Raw genomic sequence first — 26,332 nt, forward strand, 5'->3', positions numbered from 1 at the left:
CCAGGTGTTGTTTTATATCTATCATCGGTTGCCGGGTTGAGCAAGTGCTGGACCCGGCAACTTCATGTTATCTCTAGCTTCGTTGTGAGCATGGCTGGCGTGTCGCCCCAGCCGCGTTGAATCCAGCCGAAGCCAAGCTCCGGCTAGATCGTTCGCCCACTTTTCGTGTCGGTGCTGCGAGGAGCAGCATTATCAGTTTGAATGGTCCACTCAAACGCCGGCCAAGGCTGGCACCAGGTCGATCAGGTGCGCTTGGGTCATGTCTTCCCAGGTTTTCTTACCGCCGCTGAGTGATGAACGGCCGCCGGAGTGGGCGTCGCCCAAGGCGCCGAGGTTCACCGAGCAATCGAAGAAGAAGGCATCCTGCGTCGTGCTGATTTCTGCAGCGGGCACGGTGATCTTCGCTTCGTAATAGAGCTCCTTCTTGGTGAACTCAAACGTGGCTCCTGGAACCGGTTCACGCTTGCCGTCCACGAATGTAACTTCCCCATTGTAGTCGGCCAGCAGGATGACGTGTTGAACGGTGTCGGCGCTGCTATCCGCAAAGTAAAACTCGGCGGCTGAACCAGTTTGGAACTTTCGGTTGGTCGTCTGAATGTCTGAGTCTTCGACGCGAATATTGATGATCATGTTGTCGCCATCGCGCAGCAGCGAACCCGCAGCGCAAGGGAAGCCCGAGAGGTCGATTTTAAATTCGGCGGCGCCTTCTTCGTTGGCCGTGATCACCGGATATGGGCGCAGAGCGGTGTCCACGCAAAGCACATGATCGGCATCGGCGGTGAGGGTCACTCCGACCGTCTCTTCGCTCACGGCGTTTACTTTGCCAGGCAAAGTAATGGTCGTCGACTGTCCGGCAGGCGCACTGACCTGGGCGCTTTGCGATGCAAAGCTGACGGCCTCGCTTTCCACTGCGATTGACACGGTGAAGTCGGCGTCCGAGAGGCTTGGGTTTTCGACTTCAACAACGATTTCAAACTCGCTGCCCACTTGGTCGAAGCGCAGTCCCTTGGGCTTGGCGCGGGCAATCAACTGGTCGCCAACGCCTGCATAGCTGCGACCGGTATTCGCGATGACGGGGGCGAACTCGCCAAGGAAGCCGTCGCTCTGGTGCGCCTCGATCAGTTCGTCGCACATGGCCCAGATTTTGTCCAAGGGCAAGGTGGCGCTGGTGTGCGGATCGAGCATCACGGCGTGGTAAATGTGCTCGCGCTTACCGGTCAAGGCCGCCTGAACGGTCAATTGCTGCACGTTGACATTGGTCATGCACATGCTGGCGAGCTGCGGCGGCAGGTTGCCAATCATCGTTGGCTGCAACCCGATGGCGTCCACCTGGCAGGGGACTTCGACGCAGCAATCGTCCGGCAGATTCTTGATGATGCCCCGGTTCGGCACGTTGCCATAAACCGTGCGCAGGGTGTTCGTTTCGCGCGAGTGAATGATGTAGCTGCCATATTCGTGGGACTGCGGATTGACGATCATCTGGTGATTGCCCTCGCCAATCAGCTTTGCCTCGGTCTCCTTCCAGGACGCCATGATGCCTTCACAGCGACGTGGATATTCATCCAGCGGCACCTTGAATTTATCGATCATCTCCTGGCCGTGGTGAATGAAATACGGCACGTATTCGCTCTGGTGTTCAGAGCTCTCAGTGACGAAGTAACCGGTGCGGCGCATCATTTCGTAGCGCACGAGTTCGAAGTCGCGTTTCGGGTCTTCCAGCACCTTGTAAAGCAGCGGATACGCATCGCGGCCCTTGTATTGGAACTTCAGGAAAAACGCCATGTGGTTGATGCCAGCCACCAGGTAGCTGACGTCATCCATGGGCAAATGGGTGTGATTGGCGAGCATGCGCGCCGTGCCAAACACCGAGTGGCAAAGACCCACGTGGGGAATGCCCACCTCGGCGTCCACCGCCATGCAGTTCATCGCCATTGGGTTGGTGTAATTCAGGAATAGGCAATCCGGATGTGCGTGATCGGCAATGTCTTTGGCGATTTGATTGATGACCGGGATCGTGCGCAGCGCGCGAAACACCCCACCAACGCCTAACGTGTCGGCAATAGTCTGCTCCAAGCCATACTTCTTGGGGATGTCGAAGTCCCGCATGGTGGAGGGCTTGTAGCCGCCAACCTGAATCGTGCAAATGACATACTTGGCGCCTTGGACCGCTTCCTTCTGGTCCATGGTCGAGGTGACAGTCGCCTTGACGCCGAGGGATTGCGCGACGCGTTTCATCATGATGTCCGCGACCTTCAGGCGATCGGGATCAATGTCCATCAGGCAAATATGCGCATCGGACAGTTCGGGAAATTGCAGGATGTCGCCGATCAAAGTCTTGGCGAAGACCACGGAACCTGCGCCGATAAGGGTTATTTTACAAGACATAGTGGTTGTTATCAGAGTATGGAAACACTCAAACAGCAACTTGAAGTATTTGACAAAATTCCGGTTAATTGTGATATTCCGCTAATGGTCGACTCGTATAAGATCTGTTGGGCTGGGCGTGAGACCCGTAGCTCTCGGCGCTACAATTGGGACAATCGCGTGCGCGGTGAGCAGATGTTGTTTTGTATTCAAAATACCGTTAGCGGTTGTGGGTATATTGAGCGCAACGGTGTGCGTGCTCTGGTCCCCGCGAATCATGCGATGTTGTTCTGGCATGAGGAGGACTCCAGGTATGGCTACGCGGAGGAAAGTAAAACGCCCTATGTGTTGGATTTTCTCACCATCGTTGGGCCGCAATGCGCCGAGATATTTCAGCAACTGGTGCGGCTGAGCGGTGGTGTCATGCCTTTGCCTAAACAGTCCGAACCCCGGCGCTTGCTCGACGAGGTCGGGCGCCGATTCAAAGAAAAGCAATTTCAGGACTCTCTGCATGAGTCGTTGCTGATCTATGAATTGCTGACTTCCCTGTTACGGGACGCCAGTCGCATCCCAGTCGAACGCGACCCAATCGCTTACGCAGCGGAGTACATCGAGCGGCGCTTCCACATGCCCATAACCATGGAAGAAGTCGCCCGGGCTGCAGGAGTCAGTCGCGAGCATTTAACCCGTCAGTTGACGCGGCGATGGGGCCAGTCACCCGGCAAAAAGCTGCAGGAGCTTCGCTTGCAGGCGGGGCGGGATTACCTGCGCCACACCACGGCTCCCATTGAGGCCATTGGCCAGCACTGCGGCTACCTGGACCCCGATGGGTTCGCCCGCGCTTTTGCCCGGCGCTTCAAGCTCTCTCCCAGCAAATATCGGCAGCGCTATCTGGAGCGCAGCGTCAAATAAATCTTTCATGTCAGAGTCAGCAGGCTCTGTGGTTGCTTTGAACGCCGGTTCTCGCGTATGTAAGTCGTTGATTACCAGCGCGAGTTAATAGTGAAAGCCACTCACTAATAAAATGCTCGTGCGTTCACTTTTTGTTTGGCTCAATGCGCTGAATGATTAGTGTTTTATTGAGCACTTTACGAAGCGTCCCGTCCCGCCTGTGTATTCAGTCAGTTGGAAATCAGGGCACAGGCGGGACGCCTATGCTACGGCCAATGCGGCCTCCCCAAAACCTTACCTACCTTACCCACATTACCTACATTACCCACATTTCCCCAACCTCCAAACCTATGAACTTCCTCTTCCCCGAAACACATCCGCCATAGCGACCAGCGCGAGGTATCCCAGTCGACGCTATGCGGGGCCATTCGGTCGCGTGCATTGCGTGACGGGCAAACGGGCTTATTCGCGGGCTGACTTGGTGACAGCAACCAGTCCGCGACGCCCAGCTTTTCGCTTGATCCACTCTTTGCACGACGCCCTATGCCAGCCTGGTCAGCGCCGCGTCGACGTGTGAGCAACGGAGATATCCGTCGCTCCAGCCGGCGGCCCCTGAGCCGTCTGCGCCCCACCTGCGCCTCGTCCCGGCGAGCGGGCGGGTAGGGCAGTGTTCTTTGATATGAAATTACGGTGGATTTACCCCCCCCCCCCTTGGCCCCACTCAGCGCAGTTTTCCGAGCTTTGAAACGCCGCCGTGTGGTGGATCTATATGCTAGTTCTGTTCGAACAGGTGGAGCCCGGTGTCCCTACCGGGCTTGGTATTGCCTCTCCGTTAACCATCAGGATGAAACAAGCCCGGTAGGGACACCGGGCTCCACCTGTTGAAATAGCTTTTTTGCATTTTCGAACACACCCTAAGATGCTACAACTCGATCCACACGAGTGCGCCGCTCGGGGTGGCGTCGAATAGCTCGATCACGTCCGCATTGCTCAGCAACACGCAGCCGTGGCTATTGGGCTGGCCGATGCGGTCTTCCTGATTGGTGCCGTGAATGTATACGTAACGGTCGTGGGTGTCGACGCCTGCTCCGGAATTCGCTCCCGGCTCCAGCCCTCGCAGCCACAGGATGCGGGTGGTGATCAGGTTTTCCGCATTGCGTTCGGCGTCGAGCTCGTAGCAATTCTCGCCGGTGGGCGCGCGGCCCTTGAGGACGGTTCCGGTGGGGAGACCGTCGCCGATTTTCTCCTCGATCACATGGAGCCCGGTCGGCGTGCCGAGGGAGTTTTCGACGCAGCTCGGCGGCTTGCGCGAGGTCGATACGGCGTAGGTTTTTCGCAGTTGGCCGTCCGTTAGTGCGAAAAGTTTTTGCTCGCAAATTGAGACACAGAGAGCATGTTTGTTTGGTTTCACTTGGCGCTCCTGGCAAACCGCGAGTAAGCGCTGATAAATAGAGGCAACATCCATGAGTTATCGTGTAGGCATAGTCGGCGCAACTGGCGCCGTGGGTCAAGAATTGATCGACCTGCTCCATCGTCGAAATTTCCCGATGTCGGAGCTCGTCCTGTTGGCGTCCAGCCGTTCCGCTGGCAAGACCATCACCTGGCAGGACAAAACCTGGACCGTCCAGGAAGCCACGCCCGAATCCTTTGACACGCTGGACATCGCCATTTTCAGCGCCAGCGGTTCCTTGTCCACCGAACTCTGCCCCGAAGCCGCCAAGCGGGACTGCCTTGCCATCGACAACTCTTCGGCGTTCCGTATGGACCCCAAGGTGCCGCTCGTTGTGCCGGAAATCAATCCCGAGGCCGCGCGTGGTCACCAGGGCATCATTGCGAATCCCAACTGCTCAACCGCCGTCGCGCTGATGGGCCTTTACCCGCTCCACCGTGAGTTCGGGCTGAAGCGTTTCTTTGCGGCGACTTACCAGGCTGTCTCCGGCGCGGGCGCCGCCGCCATGGCCGAGCTCGAAGACCAGCTCCGAGCCTGGTCGAAGGGGGAGCCGATGACCGTCAGCGAATTTCCGCACCAGATCGCCTTCAACCTCATCCCGCATGTGGACGTCTTTTACGACGACGGCTACACCAAGGAAGAGCACAAGATGATCAACGAGTCTCGCAAGATCATGGGCATGCCTGATTTGAAGGCGTCCACGACCTGCGTCCGTGTGCCGGTGCTCCGCGCGCACTCCATGGCGATCAACGCTGAGTTCGAACAGCCCGTCGACGTCGAGCGCGCCCAAAAGATTGTCGCTGCATTCGAGGGCGCTGAGCTCGTCGACGCCCCCGCCGAAAAGCAATACCCGATGCCCATCGACTTCTCCGGCAAGGAAAAGTGCGGCGTCGGCCGCATTCGCCGGGACTCGGCATTCGACAACGGCCTTGCGCTGTGGGTCGTTGGTGACCAGCTTTGGAAGGGCGCCGCGCTCAACGCCGTGCAGATAGCCGAGCTGGTTGTGGCCGACAACATCGTTACGCCCAAGGTTAGCGTCTAGCCGCGGGCAACCAGCGGTTGCATCCGGAGATTTTGCTTCGGACAATGCGTGAGGCAGATTAGCTCTGGGCGTTTAAGAGTCCCCCAAACGTTTGGCTTGAAGCCAGGTCAGCGTGTGTCGCCATCCGGGTAAAAACCAGCGTTGCCAGGGGGCGAGCCTTGGGTTGTCCTAGGGGTATGGGACGGAAATCGGCACGATCACTCTGGAGCGCCAAGCTGGCGGGGCAGGGCGTGTCCGGCGCAGTGTCCAGCGCGGAGATCGAGGCTCAGTTTGCGGCCAGGAGGGAACCGTTTGACGGCACAGTGTTGGGCATCGACCCCAGTTTGCGCGGCGCTGGGTTTGCCGTAGTGAAATTCACTCCGGGGGCGCCAGCCAAGCTGTTGGGAAGCCTGACTTTGAAGCTGAAGCCGGCGCTGAGCCAGTCGGATTGTTTGGGAGAAATTGCCCGGGCAGTTTCATCGTTTCTCGCTCGTGAGCGCATCAGTTGTGTGTCTCTGGAGCAGACTATCTACGTGCAGAATTTCCAGACCGCGCAGATCATGGGGATGGCGCGTGGAGCGGCGATTGCGCCCGCAGCGATGCAGGGAGTGCCAATTTTTGAATACGCTCCACTGCGCATCAAGCAGGCAGTCGTGGGCTATGGCCGAGCGAGCAAGGAGCAGGTCGCCGCCATGGTGCGCCAGCATCTCAAGCTCATGGCGGACTTGCCTTCGGATGAGGCGGACGCCGCCGCCGCTGCGATCTGCCACGCCATGACCGGCCAGCGATCATAAAATATATCACGGTTTAAAAAAAGAACTCGTCAACTGCGGAATGCCTAGGCTAGCTTAACGGCGGTTTCTATACGTTACGTGAATTGGCATTACGCAATAGATGATGAGCAACTTGGCCCAGTGTCCGAAGACGAGCTGGTCGAGTTGGCGTCGATGGGGAAGATCGACGGCGAAACCCTTGTCTGGCGCTCCTCAATGTCGAATTGGGAGCCGTTGAAGAATGCCCCGGGCGTTCCGCAAGGCGCGTTAACGACTCTTCCTCCCGAAGCTGAAGCTTCCCCGAATGCCGCGCCGCCTCCGTTGGTGGGGGCAATGGGGCCGCCCATCCCACCAGTCGCGACGCCAATGGTGGCGCCGGTTCAAGCAGCCTCACCGGAGCCCGAATTATTAGGCGTGCCAGCGCTTAACCGCCCGAAGCTGATGATGCCGTTGCCCAGTGAGCCGGTGGTGGAGCGATACGGGAAGGAATACGCCAAGGTTCACCATCACATTCACTTGTATCCCGCGTTTCTCCGGCGTAAAAAAGGCCCCGAGGCGAAGGAGATACTGGAGGAGGATGAATCGAGCTGCTTTTACCACCCGCAGTTTGCGGCGACCAACGTGTGCAGCCACAGCGGGCGCTTCATTTGCGACCTGTGCACGACCGAGTGGAACGGCGAAATCATCAGCCTACAGGCGTTAAACGAAATCAAATCCAAAGGCAAAAACGCGAAGCTGAGTGACTCGAAGAAACTCTGGGATGACATCGCGCTGGCCCTCGTGCTTCTGCCGATCGTTGTTTTTCCGCTCCTCTATGTAACGGCTCCATTGGCGGTCATTATCAGTCTGTGGAAGTGGAAACAGGGGCCGACCAGCATTGTCCGTCGCAGCAGGGTCCGCTATATCTTTGCGATCATTATCGGCCTGATTGAAATCGTGTTCCTGGCTATGCTGGCGATGGGCTACATCACTTTCTTTGATGACTTCTAGGCATGAGTGACGCGCCTCCATACAAGCTCGCCGCAAAAGGTGGAAGCACTTTTGAGCGCCAGAAGGTCTACTTCGGCGAGGATCACTTGCTGGTGATCGACGGCACTTATGCTGAGCGCTACCGCCGTTTGTATTACAAAGACATTCAAGCGTTGCTGCGCATTCCCACTTTCAGTTCCGTGCTGATTCAGTTGTTCCTGATGATGATCATGCTGTTTTCCCTGATGGGGATGGCCAGTGGAGCCAATGCACCCAACTGGGGCGGCTTGTTTGTGCTGGTTCCGACCTTGTTGCTGTTTGCCTACTCACTTTACCTTGGGCGAAGTTGCTCGGTCGGTTTGAAGACGCCGGTGCAGATTGTGCGTTTGCCCGTGTTTGGCACCACGCGGAAGGCGCGCAAGTTTGAAGCAAACCTGACAGAACGGATTGAGGCCATCCAAGGCCGACTGACGAGTGAAGCGTTGCAAGCGGCGCAGTCACCAACATAATCGCTCATAACTTAAATCAACCCGCATCCCAAAACGACTATGCAATGGTACTACTCAAATAATAATCAACAGCTGGGGCCGGTGGAAGAAACCGAACTGCAGGAACTGGCTGGCCGTGGTGTGATTCAGGCTCAGACGCTGGTCTGGCGAGAGGGCATGGCCGAGTGGCAGGCATACCAGTCGGTGTTTGGGCAGACTGCGGCTCCTGCCGGAACGGAGGGCTTGACGACTTGCCCCAACTGCGGCGCCACGACGCCATCGAACACCTTGATCCCCTTGGGAGATAACAAAATCGTTTGCCCACAGTGCAGCGGTGGTTTTTCCCAACGGCTGATTGAAGGAGCATCTGCAGGTGGACAGAAGCCTGAGGGCACTGGCGGCATGACGCCCAACTCTGAATTGAGAGCGCATGCGCGTGATCGCCTTTCGGATCAATGGGGCGCAGCGGCGCTTTTCACTTTCCTGATTTGGTTGATACAGTTTGGCATCAACATGGTGGCCGGTTTTATTCCAATCGTCGGCGCTTTGGTTCCCTACGCGTTGAGTGGCCCCTTCACGCTTGGCTACATGAACAACATGTTAATGATTTCGCGCGGCGAGGAATCCAGTAACGATTACATGTTCAGCGGATTCCAGGACTTCGGGCGGGCGTTCGGCGTGTATATTTTGCCGATGCTGATGATGATCATTCCAATGGCGATTATCTTCGGAGTCATGTTTGCCGTTGCCATTCCGATGTTTGACTCGGGTGGTGAGCCAGGAGCTGGCGAGGCAATCTTTGGCGTCATCATATTTGTATTGGTCCTCATTATTTTTGCCATTGCGATGTTTGTGCAACTGAAGTTCGGCTTGAGTTACTTTCTCCTGGTGGACAATCCTGACTTGGGCGTGATGGACGCGCTAAAAACCAGTTGGAGAATGATGAGCGGCTCAACAGGCAAGCTTTTCGGGCTCTATCTTTCATTCATTGGTTGGTCGTTTCTGGCGATCCTGACCTTGGGGATCGGGTTTTTCTGGCTGGCGCCCTACATTGTCGTTTCTTACGCGCGCTTCTACGACGACTTGTAGTCGGGAGCCTGAATACCGTCCATTTTTCGCCATCCAGTGTCTGTCCTCATCAAGCAGCGTTGTCGGATTCACGGGCATCGTGAAGCCGTTGCGCGTTGCCCGGAGTGCGAGAAATTCTTTTGCCGGGAATGCGTGACCGAGCACGATGGGCGCGTGATTTGCCAGTCATGCCTGACAAGCTTATTGTCGGAAGAGACCAAGGAGGCATCACCTGTCTGGGGGCGCGCGTTGTCGCTTTTGGGCGCAGGGGTGGGCTTCCTGCTGGCGTGGTGGGTATTCTATCTAATCGGCCGCACCCTGCTTTCTATTCCAAGTGAGTTCCACGATGGCTCCTTCCTGAACTATTGATATGGGGCGGAAGAAGAAAAAGAAAGATCGTCCACCGCGCCTGCGCCGAAGCAGGCGTCAGCAGGATGGCGTATCAACGGGGCTGGACCTGATTGAGGAATCGTTGCACTTGCTCAGGCGATTGCCGCTGGGGGCTTGGGCCGCTTACCTCATTGGGACGGTTCCGTTCCTGATCGCGTTCCTCTATTTCTGGAATGAAATGTCATTCAGTGGCTTGGCGGCGGAGCACTTGCTAATGGATTCTCTCGTGCTGGCCTTTTTGTTCGTATGGATGCGGTGTTGGCAGGCCTTGTTTGTGCGCAGCATGTGGAGTCTGGTGCGTGGCCAGGAATTACCCACGCTCGCGCCTCAAGACTGGTTGCGGCTTTTCTTGCTGCAGGCTCAGTGGCAGACCACGGCGATCTTTGCTTTGCCGATACTGGCGTTGCTGACTTTTCCCATGTCGCATGGCTACGCTTTCTTTCAGAACGTCATGATCCGCTCGGCGTTGCCGGAGGAAGAACGCGATAAGTCTATCAGCGTGCGGGCGTTTCGCTTGGCGGGAGTCTGGGCCAGCCAGGGATGGTCGCTGCTGGGCATGCTCTCGTTGTTGGCGGTGCTGCTTTATTGGACGTGGCTGCTTGTGCTGATGACGGTTCCGTTCTTATTAAAGACACTCTTGGGCGTTGATGGCGCCGCGATCCGTAGCGGAGAGTTTTTGGTGATGAACTCCACGGCGAGTTCAATCGCAATTGCCTTGGTTTACCTAGCGTATGATCCCTTGGCAAAGGGCGCTTACTTGATGCGCTGTTTTTACATCGAGTCGCTGCAAAGTGGTGAGGATTTGCTTTTCAGTTTGAGGACGCTGAAAAGCGCGTCGCGTAAGGCCGCGAAAATGGCGATATCGCTGGTTGGTTTGCTGACTTTGGGCTTCGCGCTGAGCCAACCGCTGGCGGCGGAAACCGCGGGTAACGCTGCGCCTAGTGCTGAGTCCATTAATGACGCAATCGATGACACCATGAGCCAGCCTGAATACATTTGGCGGTTCCCCAAAGAAGAAGTCAGTGGCGATGTAGAGCCGCCGGGTTGGTTGGAAGATTTCCAGAAATGGATGAAAGCACAATCTGAACTCCTTGCCGAGTGGCTGCGTAGTTGGTTCGACGATGAAGACGAAAAGCAAAGTGAGCCCTTCGACTGGAACCTGAACTTATCCTGGCTGGATTCCATGACTTATGTGCTGATTGCGGTGGCGGTGATTGCCATCGTCTGGGTGCTGGTGCGCTTATGGCAGAGTCGCATCCCAGCGCCAGTGACGGCGACAAATGCATCCGCGATGGAAGTCATTCCCGATCTGAATCGCGAAGACATTCGGGCGGACGAGCTACCCCGCAATCGCTGGCTTGAAATTGCCGAAGGGCTTATTGCCGAAGGAAATTATCGTCTGGCGCTACGCGCCTTGTTTTTGGCTGAACTATCTTTTTTGGCGGAGGAGGGGATGATCAAGCTCGCCCGCTATAAATCCAACTTGGATTACCGTCGCGAGCTGATGCGGCGTGGCGACTCTTCGGGGGGCATCCTAGACGCCTATCAATGCAGTGCGAACCTCTTTGACGGAGTCTGGTACGGTGAGCGATCCGTTGGGACGCCCGAGATCGAAAACATGCAGGGCTACTTGCGCAACATCGGGCTGGCGTGGTGAAGCAGCATTTCAAAGCACTCCTGTTACTGGCGGTCTGCGTAGGTGGTTTGGTTTTCGCATTGGTCCAGTTGCTGCACGTCAGGCTGGAGCGGGGGGATATGTTTCCGCCCGGTTCGAGTTTACGCGTGGATCCCTTGGGGACGAAGGCTTTGGCTGAGTCGTTGGATGCATTGCCAGGCATCAAGTCGGAGCGAAACTACCGGCATTGGAGGCAAATAGATTTGGCGGAAAATGCGACGCTGTACGTGCTCAATGTTTATCCAGAGCGGATGTTTGAACGAGACAGTGGGCCCAATCGCTTGCTGGACTTCGTTGCTCGTGGAGGACGCGTGATCGTTGCCCATGCTGACAATACCCCAGACTTTGCCGAATGGGATGATGACGATGTCGATGAAGCGGAAGAGGATGATCAGGCCGAAGAAAATGAGAAGGAACGGACGCCTGCTGAGGAAGAGACCGATACAGAGGAGCCAGAGGCAAGTGAAGACGAACTCATGCCTTCGACTTGGAGTCTGGAGATCACGGAGGGCGAATTTGACTCCCCGACCGCCAAGCAGATTGTTTCGGTCGATGCGCCGGAGAAAGTCTTTTGGCGTGGTCAGGATTATTTCTCTGAATTCGATGAGAAATGGGAAGTGCTTTACGAAACGAGCAATGGCCCGGTGGTGCTGCATCAACGCTACGGAAAGGGCGAAGTGATCGCATTGGCGGACCCCTATTTATTATCGAATGAGGCGCTGTTGTTGCATCGAGAGTCTGCCTGGCTGGGGTGGCTGCATGGAGATTCGGAGCAAGCCATATTCGATGAATGGCATTTTGGATTACAAGAGCCAACCGGGGTGGTCATCCTCATGCGCCGCTATCGCTTGGGAGGATTGGCGCTTGGGCTTGCTCTACTGACGACGCTTTTTGTCTGGCGGAATTTATATTCGCTGACGCCGGTGCGAGACACCGCGACCAGCATGAGTGGTGGCGTCGTGCGCTTGACTGGCTCGACGCACACTGGCTTGCGGAACTTGTTGAAGCGTTCGATCGCTCCCGAGGATCTACTGTCTGTCTGTGTTGAACGTTTGGAAAAACTGGGCCCTCAACTGCAACGCATGGCGGGCTGGAAAGAAGCCCAAAAGGCCATTCGCGATGAACTTTCAATGCACGATCAACAAGCGCCTCGCAAGCGTCGCCCGGTGGCGGCTTACCGACGCATCAAAGAAATTTTAACCCAACACCGCATCAACTTGAGATGAACGAAACTCAACCGTTAAAAGAAGTCATCGCCGCAGCGCGTCAGGAAATTGGCAAAGTCATCATCGGCCAGGAAGCCGTGATCGATCAGGCGCTCATTACGATTCTCACTGGCAGTCATGCGTTAATTGAAGGGGTGCCAGGCGTGGCGAAAACCTTATTGGTGCGAACGCTGGCGAGGGTGGTCGGTTGTGAGTCTGGCCGCATTCAGTTTACGCCCGACCTGATGCCTGCGGACATCACTGGCACGCATGTCTACAATATGAAGACGCAGGAATTCGTCCTGGTGAAAGGGCCGGTGTTTACGGACTTTCTGCTGGCGGACGAAATCAACCGCGCGCCGGCCAAAACTCAGGCAGCTTTGCTGCAGGCGATGCAGGAACGAACCGTTTCCATCGATCGCACGAATCATCAATTGAGTTCAAACTTTACGGTTTTTGCGACACAGAATCCGATTGAATACGAGGGAACTTATCCGCTGCCTGAAGCGCAGAAAGACCGTTTCATGTTGAAGATCGATATGGGCTACCCGGAGGAGGCGGACGAACTGGAGCTCGCCCGACGTCTGTTGTCGGTCGATACGCCAGAGCATGCTTTAGCCAGCGGAGATGTGTGCGCCGTATTGACCAGTGATCAACTGGAGCAGGCAAGGGCTCAACTACTCGCCGTGACAGTCAAAGATGAGTTACTCACCTACATGGTGAACATCGTGCGCAAAACGCGGAACCACGAGAGCATTTTAGTCGGTGCTGGCCCGCGCGCGACACAGGCGTTGTTGCTGGCGGCTCGCGCGATGGCGGTGTTGCAGGAGCGGGATTTCGCTACTCCTGATGATGTCAAAGCGGTTGCTCTGCCGGTGCTCGGGCACCGAATCGCGCTGCGGCCCGAGTATGAAATTGAAGGCCTGACCGTGGCTGAAGTCATCCGCCAACTGCTGGAAGCCATCACCGTGCCCCGTTAAGCAATCGATGAAGTTTGCGCCCACCAATCGTCTTGTCCTGTTCGCTGGTCTGCTTTGCCCGGCGGCCTTGCTGGCGCCGATGAATATTGCCTTGTTGGGGATATGCGTGACGCTGTATGCAGCGTTGCTCGCCGTAGCGCTGTGGGATTGGTTGCGGTCGCGCCAAGCCTTGGCGAACATTCGGGTGGAAGTGGCCGCGCTGACGCGATTGTCTTTGGGGAACCCTGGGAAAATTGAACTTTTTATCCACCGTGATGAATCAGTTCCGTGCCGGTTTAATCTGGCGCTTGGGTTGGACGAACCATTGGAGTCAAAGCAAGCTAAGCTCCCCATCACGCTGGCGGAGGAGGGGAATTTCTGGTCGAGCAGTTGGGAACTGACGCCGCGTCATCGAGGCGTCTATCAAATCAATGCCTCGTATGCGGAGGCGACGTCTAAACTCGGGTTGTGGACCTTCCGCAAGGTGTTTCCTGCGCAATCTGAGGTGCGCGTCTATCCGAACTTGAGGCGTGATCGTCGACAGTTGGCGAACCTGTTTTTAAATCGTGGGGTCGTCGGCGCTCATGTTCAGCGCATGGTGGGGCAGGGGCGGGACTATGAGCAACTGCGGGAGTATATGCCGGGAGACAGCATGTTTGACATTCATTGGAAGGCCACGGCCAAGCGCGGAGAACCAGTCACGAAGACTTACCAAATCGAGCGAACACGCGAAATTTACCTCATTGTTGACCATTCCCGATTATCCGGACGCATCGTTGCAGAGGGCGAAAATGGCGGTCCAAACGAAAGCGCCTTAGAGCGATTTTTAACGGTGACCAGCATTCTCAATTTGGTGGCTGCTCGGCAGGGGGATTTGTTCGGCTTGATCACGTTTTCGCATCAAGTCACGAATTATCTGCGCGCCAGCACTGGGCGCGCCCATCAGCAGAGTGTGCAAGATGCGTTATTCGATCTGCAAACTGATCGCACAACGCCAGACTTCGATGAGTTGTTTTCGTTTCTTCGTTTGCGCCTGCGCCGGCGTGCTCTGTTGATCTTCCTGACAGACCTGAGCGACCCATCGGCTGCGGAGTCTTTTGTGAGCCGCGTGCGCATGATTACCCGGCAGCACCTAGTCTTGGCTAATATGATCGTCGGCGACGAGATTGGTCCGGTATTTCGCCCGGATCATGAACCACAGACCATGGACGATTTATACGGGCATCTCAGTGGCCACTTGCGTTGGACAGATTTGACGGAACTCTGCCGAGGCTTGAGGCAGGACGGCGTGGACTTGGCGCTGCTTAAGCAAAACAATTTGGCTGTTGAAATCGTGAACCAATACCTGCGCGTCAAGCAGCGCCAGCTCATCTAATTGCCACATTATGATTATCGACCTCAAGCGCTTCATCCAAACCCGCCAGTCCGAGTGGGCTGAATGTGAGCGCATACTTGAACGACTTGAAGCCAACACGAAACGTCGGCTTGGGCTCGATGAGGCGAGGCGGTTTCATTACCTGTTGGAGCGTGTTGCGGCGGATCTGAATCAAATCAACACAGCTTCAGCAGATCCCGCGACACGGGCTTATTTGGAATCGCTGCTTTCACGAGGCTACAGTGAAGTTCAAGAGACGCAGCGATTGCCGGTTTTAAGGAAAATGTGCAATTGGCTGTTGATCACTTTTCCGCAAACGGTGCGTCGGCATTTTGGGGCGCTCAAGCTCGTCATGGCGGCCTTTTTCGCTGGCTTTCTGTTTGGCGCACTGGCGCTGATGCTGGACCCTGATTCCAAGCCAGTGATCATTAGTTTTGATCATTTGCGTGGCTCTCCGACAGAGCGCGTCGCCGAAGAAGAGGCCAGCCGGGGAAACAACATGTCTTCCGGAAAGACCACGTTTTCCGCATTCCTGATGACGCATAATATCAAGGTGGCCATCTTTACACTCGCGCTTGGAATGACGTTAGGCGTTGGGACGATCATTAACTTGTTTTACAATGGGGTGGGCCTGGGGGCAGTGGCGATGGACTATATATTGGCAGGAGAAACAAAGTTCCTCTGTGGTTGGTTGTTGCCTCATGGCAGCATCGAAATCCCTGCGATACTCTTGGCTGGGCAGGCGGGGTTAGTCCTGGGGCAGGCCTTGCTATTCCGCGATGGCGACAAAGGCGTGGTTTTACGGCTGCGCGAAGTGCGCTCGGATTTATTAACGCTAATGGGGGGCGTGGCGGTGATGCTCGTATGGGCTGGCGTGGTCGAGGCCTTCTTTTCTCAGTATCATGAGCCGGTCATTCCTTATTCGGTTAAGATCGGCATCGGCGTTGTGGAGTTAGTGGGGTTGATCGCATTTCTCACGTATGCCGGTCGCAAAAGTGAGATCGGGCCCGAACCTTTAGGAGAGACGGCATGAGCAGCATGCAGCGGGATAACTCTTTAGTCGTAGAGACGCCCGAAGGCGTGCGCTTCACCATGACGTTGGCCAGCCCGGTTGTGCGTTTACTGGCGCTGGCGATTGACCTCATGATCATCATGACGTTGCTCATCGTGATGGTGTTGGTCTTCTCGCTCATGAGCATCGTCATCATGGAGTTGGCTGGCGCGTTGTTCTTGCTGGCTTACTTCGCGCTTTCTGTCGGTTACTTTTGGCTGCTGGAGTGGGCGTGGCGTGGGCAGACAGTCGGTAAGCGCATCTTTAAGCTGCGTGTGGTGGATGCGCATGGGCTCAAGCTGCATAATGACCAGATCGTGCTGCGTAATTTATTACGCTTCGTGGATAGCTTGCCCGGACTGTATTTTCTGGGAGGCTGTGTCAGCGTCTTGAATCGCCGTTACCAGCGTTTAGGCGACATCGCAGCAGGCACGGTGGTGGTGCGTCAAAAACCGCCGCGTCAGCCGGACTTATCCAGTTTGCCGGAAAATAAATTTAACTCCCTGCGGGAACATCCGCACGTGGAGGCTGTGCTGCGTCAACGCATTCCCCCCGAGTTAGCGATGCTGGCGTTTCAGGCATTATTGCGACGCGAGCAATTGGAACCCGCCGCTCGCGCAAAGGTGTTTGCTGAGCTGCTGGATGCGTTCAAGACGCGGGTTAAACTGCCGGAAGATGTGGTGTTTGGTCTGTCGGATGAGCAAATAATCCGTAACTGTGTGGAGAGCCTCTACCAGCAGAACGCCCAAAAAGGCGGTGCGACGTCACCGCCCGAGCGTGAGATGGCTGCGACTGTTTAGATTGCCGTACTGTATGTGCTGGCTATCTCTCGCAGTAGGGATTTTGCGATATGTGCCAACATAGTGCTTTACTCTTTTCGTGATGTTTTTGAGTTTTGTATCACTATGCGCTGGTGCTACATTGAAAACGGACAGCAAAGAGGGCCTGTTTCGGCTGATGAACTGCAAGCATTGACGACCCAAGGGGTTGTTAACTCCGATACGTTGGTTTGGACCGATGGCATGGCCAATTGGGCCACCTATGAGGCTGCGATGGAAGCCAAGCGAGTAGAAGCCGAAACTCGCCCGCCAATGCCGCTACCGGTCAATGAGGAGATATTGCCGCCAATCGAAGAGGTCAAGGGGACGGGGGGGCTGACGAAAAACTCTGAACTACGCGCCAAATCGTGGCGCGCTTTATCGGGAAATTCGAAGACTGCTATGCTCGCCGTGTTTCTCTTTGGCTTGGTTATTAGCGTGTCCGGTTTTTTGCCCATCTTGGGGCCGCTGTTGGTTACGGGGCCGCTGATGTTGGGCCTATGTGCGTATATGCTGATGTTGTCGCGTGGCGAGCCGATGGGGGTAGGGACTATTTTTGAAGGTTTTTCTCACTATGGCTCAGCGTTGCTGCTGCATCTCATCACATCCTTTTTGACGTTTTTTGCTATTTTCCTGTTCTACCTGCCCTTTACGGCGCTGTTCCTTGTCATGGGCCAGCAAGATCCAGAGACGATGGATACTTCGGCTATGGCGGGTATGTTTGTCGGCCTCGGTTTGTTGTGGATGCTGCTGGTCGCGTTTGTATTCATGTATTTTCAGGCCCGCTTTGCGATGGCGTTCTTCAGCTTGGTGGATACGGCTGATGGAGCGATAGACGCACTCAAAATCGGGTGGGGGATGACCAAGGGCAAATCAGTCAAATTGATGCGTTTCTACATTTTCTACGGCTTGATTGGAATGGCGCTTTTGTTGGTCATGTCCACTGGAGTGAGTATGGCCAGTGCAATTAATGAGACTTTAGGAGCGATCGTTATATTGTTCATGTTGCCATTCATGGTTGTTGGCATGCTCTATATCATCTCGATGCTCTATACTGGCTTGGGCTGTTTCTATGATGATTTAAAGCCAGCTGAGAGCACTGAGAAAATGGAGCCTGCGGCATCGTAAAGTTGACTACAAAAAAAAGCGACCCAGACGGGTCGCTTTAAAAAATTGTTGTGGACGCTAAGCCTTAGCGGCAGAGGCGACGATCATGCTTGATCAGAGCCAGACGCTTGCGGCCCTTGGCGCGGCGAGCAGCGATGACTTTACGACCGCCTTTGGTCTTCGTGCGAGCGCGAAAGCCGCACTTGCGAAGGCGCTTAACTTTATGTGGACGGTAGGTTGGATCCATGATGAAGTGTTCTGTTTAAAAAATGGTGGGAGTAACTGGGCTCGAACCAGTGACCTCATCGATGTCAACGATGCGCTCTAGCCAACTGAGCTATACCCCCGTAAATGGGAAAAGGCAGAAAAAAGACAGTTCAGCCCTCTTGGGCAAGAATTATTTTCACTTTTTTCCTACGTCTAGCTGGACCGATAGATCTGCCCTGTGGACAAATCCAGAATCCAAGCGATCAGTGAGCGGAGAGGATTGCTGCTTTTAAGCAGGTTGGAAATATTTAAAGTAGCCGCACGTTGATCTTTCAACTTTCACATTTTTCCTTTTTCCTTCTCCACCGTGCTCCAATTTTTGCACATTCGCAATCTTGCTCTACTGGACGAAGTCTCCCTGGACTTCGAGCCAGGCTTCACTGCCGTCACCGGTGAAACTGGCGCTGGCAAAAGCGTGCTCTTGGGCGCGCTCTCGCTGCTGGCGGGCAATCGCGCGGAGAAGACGATCATCCGGACTGGCGCGGAGGAGTGCGAGGTGGAGGCGTCGCTGCATGTGGAGGACGGGTCGGCCCTCATTCCATTGCTCGCGGAGCTTGAGTTGCCTGCCTGTGAGGATGGTTCGTTGATCCTGCGCCGTAGCTTGCACCGAAAGCGCGGTGGTAAAGTCTTGATCAACGGCGCCCTGGCAACCGTAACTGCGCTTCAGCAGTTGGGTGAGGTGTGGATCGATTTCCATGGCCCAGGCGAGCCGCAAAAGCTTTTTCACGAGAAGAATCAGCTCTCCCTGCTCGATATTTTCGCCAAGAACGGCAAGGCGTTGGAAAAATACGAGGCTGACTACGATGCTTGGCGTGGCCTTTGGCGCGACATGGATAATCTTCGCAAAGCGGAGCGGCTTTCGCCCGAAGAAGCGGAGTTCTTGCAGGGGCAGATCAACGCGATTAACGAGGTTGACCCATCAGAGGAGTCGATCGAGCAGCTTGAGCGGGATTTCAACCGTCTGGACAATGCCCGTGAACTCAGTCAGCTTTCCGAGCAGACCGGGGATGGCGTGAGGGAAGCCGCCCGCGCTGCCTCCAGTGTGCTCCGCGCTGCCCGTGAATTGGCGGACATTGACCCCGCAGCGGATGTGCTGGCAGGGCGAGTGGATGCATTAATAATTGAAGCAGAAGATCTTGCGGGAGAGTATGATGCCTTGGCTAGCGGTGGAGATTTCGACCCCAGTGAGGCGGAGTCCATTCATCAGCGCATGCAGACTTGGCTGCAAATCCGCCGTAAATACGGTCCCACGACCGAAGCGGTTCGCGCCAAGCGCGATGATTTGGTGCGCAAGATCAGTTCCCAAACCAACGTGGAGGGGCAATTGATCAAGCTTGAGCATCGGGCTGGTGAATTGGAGAAGTTACTCCGCAAACAAGCCGATGAGCTCCGGCGAAATCGTTTGAAGGGGGCTAAAGACCTCGCTGCTCAAGCGAAAGAGCTGTTGACCAAGTTAGGCTTCAAAAAAGCAGATTTCAGCATTGAGGTCGAAACCGAGGATAAGCTTTCGCGCTACGGCCACAGTAACTGCCGCTTCGTTTTTTCGCCCAACGCTGGGCAACCGCTAATGCCGCTCAACAAGATTGCGTCCAGCGGTGAAACCGCCCGCGTAATGCTGGCCTTGAAGGCCGTTCTGGCCAAAGCGGACTCAACTGCATTGCTCGTCTTCGACGAAGTAGACGCCAACGTTGGCGGCGAAATTGGCGCTGCCGTAGGGCGTGAGCTGGCGACCTTGGCGGGTGATCACCAGGTCTTTTGCGTGACTCACCTCCCACAAGTCGCCGCGCTCGCGAGACAGCATTTTTTGGTGGAGAAGGGCCAAGACGAGGATTCGACCACGGTCTCCATTCGCCGCATCGACGAAGATAAAGCGCTGCGCGAAAGCGAGCTCGCCCGTATGCTGGGCGACCGCGACTCCAGCTCCGCCCGTGAACACGCTCGCCAACTCATGTCCAGCAACGTTCCATTGCATCGATAGATTTTTGCAGTGCAAAAATGATGCGCGAGAGGATTTGCCGAATTTGTTGAGCGATCCCTTGCTGTCTGGTCAAGAGGAAGGCCACGTACAGCAAAAGAGGCAGGTCGCATCTTCGTGCAACCTGTTTGACTCCAAGTGTTTGCACAATATGAAAATCGATCGGTCCAGCCAGAGGTTGGTTAGCTGCGACCGCCGGCGGCGAACATTTCCATGATGGTTGGGCGGTGGTCGCGGCCTTTTTTTAAGCCGCTGAGCAGGAAGATGGTCGCTATGGGGAGGCTGAGGACTACGTAGCCAACGCACCACATAGTGATGGCGCCTTCTTCTGGAATGAGGCCAACAATGAGGCCTAATATGACAAGGAGAATCAAGCCGTAGCCGATGACTCCGATCAGGAACTGAGCGCGAAATTGGCGCAAATCACGCTCGTCCCAAGTGCGCCGCATTTCTGCATTGCTCGGGGGTAATGGGATATCGCTCATATGTTATAAATAATCAAGCGATGTGTGTTTAGCAAGGAAAATCGGTGTTTTCGGTAATCCGGCAATGAATTGAAATTGCTCAAATTAGCACTTGCTGAGCATTTCTGAAGCTGAAGATTCTGGTCAGTTGCTTTATGGACGGCGATGCGCGAACTCTGCTTTTGGCTGCGGTTTGACTAATCACCGTCAATGCTGATGCCCATGCGCTCGGCCCTGGAGCGCCAGAGCTTACGGGCAAAGGCCTGAAGGTCTTGATGGCGGTCGTTTTCATCGACTATTTCGAAACCCAACACTGTTTCGATAATGTCCTCGAATGTCACAACGCCAGCCACCGAACCAAACTCATCCGTGGCTAGCATGATGTGGGTATTCTCTTCGGATAAACGATGAAAGAGCACGTCCACGGATTCGGTTTCCGGCGTTACGAGAATCGGCCGCCGCAAATCTTTAAGCTGGAAATCTCTGCCTTCGGTAGCGCAGCGATAGAGCGCTTCCGAGCGAACGATAAATCCAGTGACGTCATCGCGATTTTGACCGTAAATTGGAATGCGGGTAAATGGTTTATCCTTAATGGCGTCGAGGAAATCTTGGCCCGACATCGCTTCAGATATCATAAACACGACCGGTCGCGGCGTCATGATGTCCTCCACTTTCATAGTGTTCAGCTCGAGTATATTTTGGAAAACCGTGCGCTCATGCCGGTCGATGATGCCTTCTTCCTCGCCGAGGTTGGCCATGGCGAGCAGCTCGGCGCGGTCGGTGTGGGTTTCCTCAACACTGCCACGCGTGATAAGCCGGGTGATCTGTTTGCAGAACCAAACCAGTGGGCTGAGGAGCCGGATGAGCCAGGGGAGAATCCACGAAACAATCGGCGCGAAAAATAACGCATAGCGCGCCCCCAGGGTTTTGGGAATAATTTCGGTGACGATGAGGATGGCGAGTGTGAGCACCCCGGCAAAAATGGATTCGCCAACGTTGCCGTAGACCTTCGCATATTGGGCTCCAGCGCCAGCCGCGCCCATGGTGTGGGCAATGGTGTTGAGCGTGAGGATGGCGGACAGCGGGCGATCAATGTCCTCTTTGAGCTTTTCCATGCGCGCGCCCCAAGGCTTGCCGGTGGATTTTGCCGTTTCAATTTTCGAGGGGGTAACGGTCAGCAGCGTCGATTCCAGGAGTGAGCAGAGAAAGGAAAACCCGAGCGCGATCAGCACATATGTAATTAAGAGAAGCATGGTGTTCTAATACTGGAACATGTCCGGTGTGTTGGCACAATATCAACTGGTCTGATTCTTCGCAAATACCTGCTTTCTATTTTTTGATCCAGAGTGCGAATTGGCTGCTTAACTTATATTGGAAGAAAACGCTTCTAATTTGTGCAGAGCCAGCTTAAGGTTCTAGTCTATTGTTTGATCCCCCCAGTAACCAGCCCCCATTGTGACTGAAACCGAAGACTATATCTCCCAAATCACCGCAGAGGTGCAAAACGCCAACCAGTGGTTGCCTGCCCTCTACGAACAGCTGGCCAAGCGCATCGTTGGCCAACAATACCTGATCGACCGCCTACTGGTTGGTCTGCTTGCCAACGGCCACGTGCTGCTGGAAGGCTTGCCCGGCCTCGCCAAGACTTCGACCATCAATGCGTTGGCGTTGGCGGTGAACTCCGACTTTTCGCGCATCCAATTTACGCCTGACCTTTTGCCGGCGGACTTAATTGGCACGCTGATCTACAACGCGAAGGACAATGTCTACACGACTCACAAAGGTCCGCTGTTCGGCAACTTGATTCTGGCCGACGAGATCAACCGCGCGCCTGCCAAGGTGCAGTCCGCGTTGCTCGAAGCAATGCAGGAACACCAAGTGACGATCGGGGATACTATTTACCCATTACCCGAGCCGTTCCTCGTTTTGGCGACGCAGAATCCTGTCGACCAAGAGGGCACGTATCCGCTACCTGAGGCGCAGATGGACCGCTTCATGTTAAAGGTGGTCGTCGATTATCCAGAGGAGGAGGAAGAACTACAAATCCTCGATATCATGGCGCAGACACGGCCGAAGATTCCAATCGAGCCTGTGCTTTCGCCGGAGAATATTTTGGCGATGCAGTCTATCGTCGACCAAATCTATGTCGATGAGTCGGTGCGCCGCTATATCGTCAGTTTGGTCATGACCACACGTGACCCGGCACGTGTTGATGAAAGCCTCGTGCCATACATCAAATATGGGGCTTCGCCGCGTGCGACGATCAACCTCACCCTGGCTGCGCGGGCTAAAGCCTTCTTGTCGGGGCGTGGTTATGTGACGCCAGACGATGTTAAAGATATGGCGCTCGATGTCATGCGACACCGCATCAACACCACTTATGAAGCGGCGGCTGACGAAGTAACCCGCGAGGATATTTTGACGCGTGTGCTCGAACTGGTTCCCGTTCCTTAAGCCCACTTTGGATCGCTGAATTATGAGCGCCAAGCAATGGCTGAAGCGGGTTCGCGCCGTCGAGGTGAAGACCCGGCTTCTTTCCGAGCAACTGCTACAGGGGCAGGCGCACTCGATCTTTACTGGGCGGGGGATCGACTTCGAAGATGTGCGTCCCTACCAGCCGGGTGACGACGTGCGCCGCATCGACTGGAATGTCACCGCGCGCATGCGTGAGCCCTATGTTAAGCGTTTCATCGAAGAGCGCGAATTGACCTTTATCCTGCTTTGCGACTTGAGCTCGTCCGGTGTTTTCACGTCAGCAGAGCAGTCGAAAAATGAACTAGCCGCTGAGCTTTGCGGCGTGTTTGGGTTCAGTGCGATACGCTCAAATGATCGGGTCGGCATGGCCTTGTTCACGGATCAGGTTGAGGCTTGGATTCCTCCCGCAAAAGGCGAAGACCACGTGCTGCACATGATCAAGGGAGCGCTGTTTCATGAGCCGCTTAGCACAGGCACGAACATATCGGAGGCGATTAAATTTTTGGAGCGCGTTTCGGCGCGCCCAGCGGTGGTCGTGGTCATTTCTGACTTCATGGATGAGGGCTTTGAACGGGCGATCAAGTCTGCCAATCAGCGGCACGAAATGATGGCGCTCAACCTCATCGATCCGCGTGATTTCGAGTTGCCTCGCGTGGGATGGGTTACGCTGCAAGACCCGGAAACTGGTGACTTCGTCGAGATCAATACGAGCAAGAAAAAGGTCCGCGAAGCCTACAAAGAACGGGCTATGGCTCGCTATCGGGCGCTGCATCACAAGCTCCGCAGTGGCGGTGTGCCCGCGTTGGACATCCATACGGATCGCCCGTATTTCGTCGATCTCTGTCAATTTTTAACCGAGCGCTCGTCGCGACGATTGGCTTGATGGCGGAAGAAGCGACAGATGCAAACGGTGTTGAGGAAATCGGTCTCATTGACGATTTTACGGTGGCGTCGCCACCAGTAGAAATTAGCCTGTGGTGGTACCTCGGCCCGCTCATTGGCGCCATCATCATTGCCCTTATCCTATGGCAATTACGCTCCAAAATTAAGGCCAAATACATTGAACTTACATCGCTGCCACCGCCTGATCCCGCCAAGGATGCCCGCGCGGAGTTAGCTAAACTGCGCGCCAGCATGGAGGGCATGGCCATGCGCGAATTTATCGAACGCCTGTCGAAGATCTTTCGCATCTATTTGGAGGGGCGCTATAACATTCGCGCCACCGCACAAACGACCCGTGAATTTCTCCGAGCCGCGACGGGGAATCCTGACTTTGAGCAGATGACTCGCGATAAAATCCAGGAATTTCTGGAAACCTCAGACCAAGCCAAATTCGCGCACCGAACAGTGCCGCCAGCAACTGGCGCCGCCTTCCTGGATTGGGTCGAAAACTTTATCAAGGCGACAGAAGTCATCATCAAGCGGGGAGGTGGCAAATGAACGATTTCTGGGCTCGTGTTTCTGAGCTGAGCTTTGCCTACCCATGGTTGTTTTCGCTCCTGTTGCTAATTCCCGTGGCGGTTTATTTTGCCTCACGTCATGGGCCGGCCGGATCAATTACTTTTTCGTCGACGAAGTTGCTCGCTGGTCTGGCAAAAGAGAACCGGGTAAGCCGTGGCTTCTTTCTGCGTTTGCTGCGGATTATCGGGTTGATCCTGTTGGTGGCGGCCGTCGCGCGGCCCCGTATTCCCCAAGGCGAAATACCGGATTCGGAGAAAGGCATCGACGTCATGCTCGTGCTGGATTTCTCCAAATCGATGGATGCGGAGGACTATGTTGTCGACGGGCAAAAAGTGTCGCGTCTGACTGCGTTGAGCAAGGTGATTGGAGAGTTCCTGAACGGCCGTAAGCACGACCGCTTTGGCATCGTGGGCTTTGCTAAATACCCGTACCTGACCAGTCCATTGACGCTGGATTATGACTGGATTGAAAATGCCTTGCTCTCGATTAAAACCGAAGGTGGAACGGCGGTTGGCGAAGGCATTCACATGTCGGTGAAATACCTGCTGGCGGATGAGCAAAAGCGGGCGGTGGAAGCCGATGGAGAAGAGCCCAAAGCGAATTCCAACTGGTATGACGTGTTGGATATGCAGGAGCAGGTGGAAGTCGAAGACTCCCGCGGTCCCGGCAAGCGACAGAAGGTGCTCATCCTCGTCTCGGATGGCATCAGCAACACCGGGATGTCGCCTATGGAGGCGGCGAAAATCGCCAAAGAGCATGATATCCGCGTGCACACGATCCGCATTAATTCAGGCACGGTGCGCCCACGAGATTTGGAGCGCGACGTCATGTACGCTATTGCGAGGGAGACCGGAGGTGAGTTTTTCCAAGCCACTAACACGGCGACATTGATGTCAATTTACCAGCAGATCGACCAGATGGAAAAAACGGTGATCGAACAGAAGCGTTTCCAAAATTTTGAGGAGATTTATTATTGGTATGCTGGGGCTGGGTTAGGTTGTCTGGTGCTTAATTTCCTGCTTTGGCAGACGTTGAAAAGGAGGCTGCCATGAAGCTGATTTATCCAGAAGTATTCTGGTTTGGCCTCCTGGGCTTGGCGTGCTTGTTTGGTGTCTTTGTCTGGTCAAACTGGCGGGCGAAGAAGCGACTGCATTTATTTCTAGGGCCAGCAATCAGCCGCGTGTCCAATCTGGGCGCCGTCTATGCGCGGAATCGCCTGAAGGCGCTGCTATTCTTGATCGGTTTACTGTTTATCGTCATGGCGTTGGCTCGGCCGGTGCTTGAGCCGGAAGAGCAGGAGATCAAGCGTATCGGGATGGATTACTTTATCGTGCTGGATGGCTCGAAAAGCATGCTCGCGACGGATATGGAAGGCAATCGGCTGGAGGCGGCCAAGCGCGCGATCAAGAAACTGCTGGATGTGTCCAACGGTGATCGCGTTGGTCTGGTGGTTTTTGCTGGAAAGGGTTACTTGCGCGCGCCGCTCACGTTTGACTTCGCCGCGTATAATCTCGTACTGGATCATGTCAGCGCATCGAACACCTACCCGGGTGGAACGAGTCTCGAAAGTGGCCTGGAGCGGGTGTCTGATGCCATGGCGCCGATGGATCTTAAACAGAAAGCTGTGATTGTCATTTCCGATGGTGAGGAACTGGAAGGTGATGCGGTGGGCTTTGCGCGGCGTATGGCTAGCGAAGACAACATTACCGTACATACCGTGGCAGTGGGGACGATGGAAGGCGCCAAGATCGAGCTGTTTCGGCGTGGCGACAAAATTCACTATCAACGGGATGCTTATGGCAGCGAGGTTGTTTCCCGGATGGATCGTTCATTGCTTCGGCGGGTCGCTGAAGCTGGTCGCGGCAAATTCATCGAGCTCGACGAAGACGGTGACGCGCTGACCAATTTATACTACGAATCGCTCAAGCCACTGGGCGACGAGGCGGACGCGGCGCAAATGAAAGGCTATGTTGAGTTTTTCCCGATTCCGCTGTTAATTGGCTTCGTGGTCTTGTTGCTACAAATGGTTATCCCCGAGAAAAATATGCGGCATACGCCGCGTGCCATCCTGATCGATGAATAAGTT

24 protein-coding genes, 1 tRNA gene and 1 pseudogene are annotated in these 26,332 nt (G+C 55.2%); 20 read left to right on the top strand and 6 right to left on the bottom strand.

Going from position 1 to position 26,332, the window contains the following annotated elements; all coding sequences use genetic code 11:
* Positions 1-1,107: 1,107 nt before the first annotated feature.
* Positions 1,108-2,385: pseudogene (melA, locus tag RBB63_RS23690) on the bottom strand (alpha-galactosidase); the annotation flags it as partial.
* Between the two features lie 18 nt (positions 2,386-2,403).
* Here melA and RBB63_RS13485 point away from each other — a divergent pair.
* Positions 2,404-3,276: an AraC family transcriptional regulator gene (locus tag RBB63_RS13485; RefSeq protein WP_309385108.1), complete on the top strand. Its 873-nt coding sequence runs from the start codon at positions 2,404-2,406 to the stop codon at positions 3,274-3,276.
* Positions 3,277-4,177: 901 nt separating this feature from the next.
* On the opposite strand, the gene RBB63_RS13490 is transcribed toward RBB63_RS13485, so the two are convergent.
* Positions 4,178-4,720, bottom strand: coding sequence for a L,D-transpeptidase family protein (locus RBB63_RS13490; protein WP_309385110.1), 543 nt, complete (start codon positions 4,718-4,720; stop codon positions 4,178-4,180).
* Here RBB63_RS13490 and RBB63_RS13495 point away from each other — a divergent pair.
* From RBB63_RS13495 to RBB63_RS13555, 13 genes are all read left to right on the top strand, one after another.
* Complete coding sequence (locus RBB63_RS13495; RefSeq protein WP_309385112.1) at positions 4,719-5,747, top strand: aspartate-semialdehyde dehydrogenase; 1,029 nt, start codon at positions 4,719-4,721, stop codon at positions 5,745-5,747. The genes RBB63_RS13490 and RBB63_RS13495 overlap by 2 nt on opposite strands.
* A 176-nt stretch (positions 5,748-5,923) precedes the next feature.
* A complete protein-coding gene (ruvC, locus tag RBB63_RS13500; protein ID WP_309385114.1) occupies positions 5,924-6,520 on the top strand; it encodes a crossover junction endodeoxyribonuclease RuvC in 597 nt (198 codons plus the stop codon).
* A gap of 78 nt (positions 6,521-6,598) precedes the next feature.
* Positions 6,599-7,489: a DUF4339 domain-containing protein gene (locus tag RBB63_RS13505; protein WP_309385117.1), complete on the top strand. Its 891-nt coding sequence runs from the start codon at positions 6,599-6,601 to the stop codon at positions 7,487-7,489.
* 2 nt (positions 7,490-7,491) lie between these two features.
* Positions 7,492-7,977: a hypothetical protein gene (locus tag RBB63_RS13510; RefSeq protein ID WP_309385119.1), complete on the top strand. Its 486-nt coding sequence runs from the start codon at positions 7,492-7,494 to the stop codon at positions 7,975-7,977.
* Between the two features lie 39 nt (positions 7,978-8,016).
* Entirely contained in the window at positions 8,017-9,045 is a 1,029-nt protein-coding gene (locus RBB63_RS13515) for a DUF975 family protein (RefSeq protein WP_309385121.1), read from the top strand.
* 36 nt (positions 9,046-9,081) lie between these two features.
* Positions 9,082-9,393, top strand: coding sequence for a B-box zinc finger protein (locus RBB63_RS13520; RefSeq protein ID WP_309385123.1), 312 nt, complete (start codon positions 9,082-9,084; stop codon positions 9,391-9,393).
* Position 9,394: 1 nt separating this feature from the next.
* Positions 9,395-11,071: a hypothetical protein gene (locus RBB63_RS13525; RefSeq protein ID WP_309385125.1), complete on the top strand. Its 1,677-nt coding sequence runs from the start codon at positions 9,395-9,397 to the stop codon at positions 11,069-11,071.
* Positions 11,068-12,315 carry a DUF4350 domain-containing protein gene (locus RBB63_RS13530; RefSeq protein ID WP_309385127.1) on the top strand — a complete coding sequence of 416 codons (1,248 nt, stop codon included), beginning with the start codon at positions 11,068-11,070 and terminating at the stop codon, positions 12,313-12,315. The genes RBB63_RS13525 and RBB63_RS13530 overlap by 4 nt, the downstream gene beginning before the upstream one ends.
* On the top strand, positions 12,312-13,274 hold the full coding sequence (locus RBB63_RS13535; RefSeq protein WP_309385129.1) for an AAA family ATPase: 963 nt from the start codon (positions 12,312-12,314) through the stop codon (positions 13,272-13,274). Before RBB63_RS13530 ends, RBB63_RS13535 begins: the two co-directional genes overlap by 4 nt.
* A 7-nt stretch (positions 13,275-13,281) precedes the next feature.
* On the top strand, positions 13,282-14,628 hold the full coding sequence (locus RBB63_RS13540; protein ID WP_309385131.1) for a DUF58 domain-containing protein: 1,347 nt from the start codon (positions 13,282-13,284) through the stop codon (positions 14,626-14,628).
* A 10-nt stretch (positions 14,629-14,638) separates the two neighbouring features.
* Positions 14,639-15,661, top strand: coding sequence for a stage II sporulation protein M (locus RBB63_RS13545; protein ID WP_309385132.1), 1,023 nt, complete (start codon positions 14,639-14,641; stop codon positions 15,659-15,661).
* A complete protein-coding gene (locus tag RBB63_RS13550) occupies positions 15,658-16,479 on the top strand; it encodes an RDD family protein (RefSeq protein WP_309385135.1) in 822 nt (273 codons plus the stop codon). Before RBB63_RS13545 ends, RBB63_RS13550 begins: the two co-directional genes overlap by 4 nt.
* Positions 16,480-16,542: 63 nt before the next feature.
* Complete coding sequence (locus RBB63_RS13555) at positions 16,543-17,625, top strand: DUF4339 domain-containing protein (protein ID WP_309385137.1); 1,083 nt, start codon at positions 16,543-16,545, stop codon at positions 17,623-17,625.
* Positions 17,626-17,689: 64 nt separating this feature from the next.
* On the opposite strand, the gene rpmH is transcribed toward RBB63_RS13555, so the two are convergent.
* On the bottom strand, positions 17,690-17,851 hold the full coding sequence (gene rpmH, locus RBB63_RS13560; RefSeq protein ID WP_309385139.1) for a 50S ribosomal protein L34: 162 nt from the start codon (positions 17,849-17,851) through the stop codon (positions 17,690-17,692).
* Between the two features lie 23 nt (positions 17,852-17,874).
* Positions 17,875-17,951, bottom strand: a tRNA-Val gene (locus RBB63_RS13565).
* 227 nt (positions 17,952-18,178) lie between these two features.
* On the opposite strand from RBB63_RS13565, the gene recN reads away from it, so the two are divergent.
* Positions 18,179-19,849: a DNA repair protein RecN gene (gene recN / locus RBB63_RS13570; RefSeq protein ID WP_309385141.1), complete on the top strand. Its 1,671-nt coding sequence runs from the start codon at positions 18,179-18,181 to the stop codon at positions 19,847-19,849.
* 179 nt (positions 19,850-20,028) lie between these two features.
* Here the strand turns inward: recN and RBB63_RS13575 are convergent, their stop codons facing one another.
* A complete protein-coding gene (locus RBB63_RS13575; protein WP_309385143.1) occupies positions 20,029-20,331 on the bottom strand; it encodes a hypothetical protein in 303 nt (100 codons plus the stop codon).
* A gap of 176 nt (positions 20,332-20,507) precedes the next feature.
* The gene (locus tag RBB63_RS13580) at positions 20,508-21,563 is read right to left on the bottom strand and encodes a hemolysin family protein (RefSeq protein ID WP_309385145.1); all 1,056 of its coding nucleotides are present in this window, start codon (positions 21,561-21,563) and stop codon (positions 20,508-20,510) included.
* A 202-nt stretch (positions 21,564-21,765) separates the two neighbouring features.
* Between RBB63_RS13580 and RBB63_RS13585 the strand changes: the two genes are divergently transcribed.
* Genes RBB63_RS13585 through RBB63_RS13605 form a run of 5 tightly spaced genes read left to right on the top strand, consistent with a single transcriptional unit; the run spans position 21,766 to position 26,329 of the window.
* Positions 21,766-22,764, top strand: a complete 999-nt coding sequence (locus RBB63_RS13585) for an AAA family ATPase (protein WP_309385147.1) — start codon at positions 21,766-21,768, stop codon at positions 22,762-22,764.
* A 22-nt stretch (positions 22,765-22,786) separates the two neighbouring features.
* Positions 22,787-23,668 (top strand): DUF58 domain-containing protein, encoded by an 882-nt coding sequence (locus tag RBB63_RS13590; RefSeq protein WP_309385149.1) that lies wholly within the window; start codon positions 22,787-22,789, stop codon positions 23,666-23,668.
* Positions 23,668-24,225, top strand: coding sequence for a hypothetical protein (locus RBB63_RS13595; protein ID WP_309385151.1), 558 nt, complete (start codon positions 23,668-23,670; stop codon positions 24,223-24,225). The genes RBB63_RS13590 and RBB63_RS13595 overlap by 1 nt, the downstream gene beginning before the upstream one ends.
* Positions 24,222-25,298 (top strand): vWA domain-containing protein, encoded by a 1,077-nt coding sequence (locus RBB63_RS13600; protein WP_309385153.1) that lies wholly within the window; start codon positions 24,222-24,224, stop codon positions 25,296-25,298. Before RBB63_RS13595 ends, RBB63_RS13600 begins: the two co-directional genes overlap by 4 nt.
* Positions 25,295-26,329: a vWA domain-containing protein gene (locus RBB63_RS13605; protein WP_309385155.1), complete on the top strand. Its 1,035-nt coding sequence runs from the start codon at positions 25,295-25,297 to the stop codon at positions 26,327-26,329. The genes RBB63_RS13600 and RBB63_RS13605 overlap by 4 nt, the downstream gene beginning before the upstream one ends.
* Positions 26,330-26,332: the final 3 nt, after the last annotated feature.

This window comes from Cerasicoccus frondis, from assembly GCA_031296915.1.
In the GTDB taxonomy this organism is placed as follows: Bacteria; Verrucomicrobiota; Verrucomicrobiia; order Opitutales; family Cerasicoccaceae; genus Cerasicoccus; species Cerasicoccus frondis.